Below are 3246 nucleotides of genomic sequence, written 5' to 3'. Positions count from 1 at the left end.
AAAGTCCCCCAAATATATATTTTATACTGTACAGGAAATATCAAGGTTCACAAAGTTGACGAAAACGGAAAACCTCTGAAAGAAAAAGGGAGAAATGATTGTTGTAAGTCTGAACGATACGAAAACCGGTTCGCGCCACGTAAAATGGCTTAAAAGCATCGAAGTAAACCGCGTGAAATAAGTCGAAATCGTGTAAGAAATTACCTTAAAGACTTCCATCTTCCATCATCAAACATTCAACATTCATCAAAAATGAACCATTTCATCTCCGTTTCCGAAGCTAAAAAAATAATCGAAACACAAATTTTTCGTACAGAAAAAGTGACGCTCTCAATTTTAGAAGCACAAGGTTCTTACACCTCAGAACCGATTTTTGCAACATTAGATGTTCCGTCTTTCGACAATTCTGCGATGGATGGTTATGGATTTCGATTTGATGATTTGGCAGATTTTTCAGAATTAAATGTCACTGAAATTATTCCAGCTGGGATTTCAAAAATCGATTTTGTTTTGAATAGAGGAGAAGCCGTGCGCATTTTTACGGGAGCAAAAATTCCTGATGGTGTCGATACCGTGATTATGCAGGAAAAAACGACCAGAATTGTCGACCGAATTCAATTTAATGATGATGAAATTTCAAAAGGTGAAAATATTCGTTTGAAAGGTTCTCAAACCAAAGTCGGAACAAAAATAATTGAAGAAAATACGTTGGTCAATCACGCAGTCATCGGGTTTTTGGCAGGATTTGGAATTGAGAAAATAGGAGTTTACAAAAAATTAAATATAGGACTTTTGTACACCGGAAATGAGTTAGTAGAAATAGGAAAACCACTTCTGGATGGCGAAATTTACAATTCAAATACGTACACGCTTCAATCAGCTTTATCTGAAATCAATCATCAGTTTTCGTTCGTCTATCACGTAGAAGATACTGAAGAAGCAACTTTTTCTGCTATAAAAAATGGCTTAGAAAAGGTGGATATTTTAATAATTACTGGTGGGATTTCTGTCGGAGATTATGATTATGTGAAACCGGCTTTGGAAAAAATAGGTGTTTCAGAATTATTTTATAAAATAAGACAGAAACCCGGAAAACCTTTGTACTTCGGAAAACTTGAAGAGAAATTTGTTTTTGCGTTGCCCGGAAATCCCGCTTCTGTTTTTTCCTGCTATCATCAATATGTGAAGCCGTTTTTGCTCGGTTGTTTTGGACGAAAAGAGTTTGATGAAGAACAAGATTTTGCCATTTCGGAATCTTTTGCAAAGAAGAAAAACAAGGATCAAACCCAGTTTCTGAAAGCATTTTACACAAAAGGAAAAGTGCTCATTCTCAACGCACAGGAATCTTATAAAATGGATTCTGTAGCACAAGCCAACTGTTTGGTGGAGTTTCCCGAAGGCGCAACTGAAATCAACATCGGAGAAAAAGTCAAAATATGGAAAGTCTGAAAATCAAAGGCAGAATCTGGATTGAAACCGAATCCGGACTGAAAATCGGCATCGGAAGAGCCCGACTTTTAGAACAAATTGACGAGTTGGGTTCCATCACAGAAGCCTCAAAAATTTTGAAAATTCCGTATCGAAAGGCGTGGGGAATTGTGCGGGACATCAACGCCAATTCGTCCAAAGAAATCGTCATCAAAGAAGCAGGTGGGAAATCCGGTGGAAAAAGTTCACTCACAGATTACGGAAAAAAAATCGTGGAAAAATTCAAAACAGCCGAGGAATGTTTTATGAAATTTTCTGAAGATGAGATTTGAGGATTTTGGCTCTCGCAGATTTTGCGGATTCTAAATTCAAATATCAATTGGAATGGGCTTTAGCCCATTTAAAAAAGCAGAAAATGAGTAGGCTTTAGCCAAAATTTATATAGTCTTTAATGAAAATTCTACAAACAATTTGAAAATAATTATAGATGTTTTTTTAAGATAAACGATTGATTTTAGGTCTTTTATCTTTCATCTATTTTCTTTTATCTAAAAATAAATTCAAAAAAAAATGAAAGCCATCATTTTAGCAGGAGGCAAAAGCTCCAGAATGGGACAAGATAAAGCCTCGATGATTTTGGGCGGAAAAACCGTGTTACAGCACATTATCGATAATTTGTCTTTTGTTTTTGATGAGATTTTTATTTCAGGAAATCATTCAAATTATCCAATTTCGAAGGGCATTATTAAAGATGTTACGACACAAAAAGGTCCGATGGGTGGAATTCGCTCCGCCTTAGAATTTTGCCAGGAAGATATTTTTGTTTGCAGTTGCGATATGCCCTTCGTTTCTTCGGATTTGATTGAAAATATTCTTCAAAAAAAAGTAGAATACAGAATTAATGTCGTGCGTTTTGGCGAAAAAATATATCCGGTTTTGGGCATTTATCCTTTTTCTATTCTGAATGATTTAAAGAAAACCATCGAAAACGGAAACCTCAGAATGACGAGCTTTCTGGAACAACAAAACGCTCATTACATAGATTTTGAAGACAGTTTTGAGCATCAACTTTTAAATATAAATACGCCGGAAAATTTTAAAACTGCGGAAAAAATTATTAAATCTAAATTAAAATGAAACTAAAAATATTTGGAAAACTGGCCGATATTTTCCACGGAAACGAATACGATTTGGATTCTGAAAACGTAAAGTCTGTTTCAGAATTAAAAGTAAAACTCTTCGAAAAATTCCCGGAATTGAAAGAATCAACTTTTTTAATTATCGTAAACGGCGTGAAAGCAAACGATAGCAAAATCATTTCCATACCATCAGAAATTGCCTTGTTACCGCCATATTCGGGAGGATAAAATTTAAAATTATGATGAATTTAGAAAGATACAACAGACAAATCATCCTTCCGGATTTTGGAATTTCTTCGCAAGAAAAATTGTTGAATTCTTCTGTGTTGGTGGTTGGTTCGGGAGGTTTAGGTTGTCCTGCGCTTCAGATTTTGGTTTCTTCGGGAATCGGGAAAATCGGGATTGTAGATTTTGATGTGGTTGAAATTCAAAATCTGCATCGCCAGTTTTTGTTTGATGAAAAAGATATTGGTTTCCCCAAAGTTATCGTTGCCGAAAAACATCTGAAAAACAGAAATTCCGAAACCGAAATTGAAATTTTTAATGAAAAAATAACGACCAAAAATGTCATTCATTTAATTGAAAATTATGACGTTATCGCAGACTGTACAGATAATTTTGCCACAAGGTATTTATTGAACGACGCCTGCTATCTGATGAAAAAACCTTTGGTCTATGC

5 protein-coding genes are annotated in these 3246 nt (G+C 35.1%); all 5 read left to right on the top strand.

Translation table 11 applies throughout. The features are described 5' to 3' along the window. The first annotated feature begins 252 nt into the window (after window positions 1-252). On the top strand, window positions 253-1449 hold the full coding sequence (locus Q0252_RS06290) for a molybdopterin molybdotransferase MoeA (protein ID WP_297984679.1): 1197 nt from the start codon (window positions 253-255) through the stop codon (window positions 1447-1449). Next, window positions 1437-1760 (top strand): molybdenum transporter, encoded by a 324-nt coding sequence (locus Q0252_RS06285; protein WP_297984678.1) that lies wholly within the window; start codon window positions 1437-1439, stop codon window positions 1758-1760. Before Q0252_RS06290 ends, Q0252_RS06285 begins: the two co-directional genes overlap by 13 nt. A 238-nt stretch (window positions 1761-1998) precedes the next feature. Further along, window positions 1999-2565, top strand: coding sequence for a molybdenum cofactor guanylyltransferase (locus tag Q0252_RS06280; protein ID WP_297984677.1), 567 nt, complete (start codon window positions 1999-2001; stop codon window positions 2563-2565). Beyond that, entirely contained in the window at window positions 2562-2795 is a 234-nt protein-coding gene (locus Q0252_RS06275; protein ID WP_124802800.1) for a MoaD/ThiS family protein, read from the top strand. Before Q0252_RS06280 ends, Q0252_RS06275 begins: the two co-directional genes overlap by 4 nt. 11 nt (window positions 2796-2806) lie before the next feature. Continuing rightward, on the top strand, window positions 2807-3246 hold a 440-nt coding region (locus Q0252_RS06270), incomplete at its 3' end, for a HesA/MoeB/ThiF family protein (RefSeq protein WP_297984676.1).

The organism is uncultured Chryseobacterium sp., assembly GCF_936933875.1.
Taxonomy (GTDB): domain Bacteria; phylum Bacteroidota; class Bacteroidia; order Flavobacteriales; family Weeksellaceae; genus CAKZIK01.
Note: the sequence above shows the minus strand (reverse complement) of the source record. Positions and strands in the feature narration are given on the sequence as shown.

Coding starts and splice junctions, on each gene's coding strand:
- Q0252_RS06290 (WP_297984679.1), top strand. CDS start 253: ATGAACCATTTCATCTCCGTTTCCGAAGCTAAAAAAATAATCGAAACA.
- Q0252_RS06285 (WP_297984678.1), top strand. CDS start 1,437: ATGGAAAGTCTGAAAATCAAAGGCAGAATCTGGATTGAAACCGAATCC.
- Q0252_RS06280 (WP_297984677.1), top strand. CDS start 1,999: ATGAAAGCCATCATTTTAGCAGGAGGCAAAAGCTCCAGAATGGGACAA.
- Q0252_RS06275 (WP_124802800.1), top strand. CDS start 2,562: ATGAAACTAAAAATATTTGGAAAACTGGCCGATATTTTCCACGGAAAC.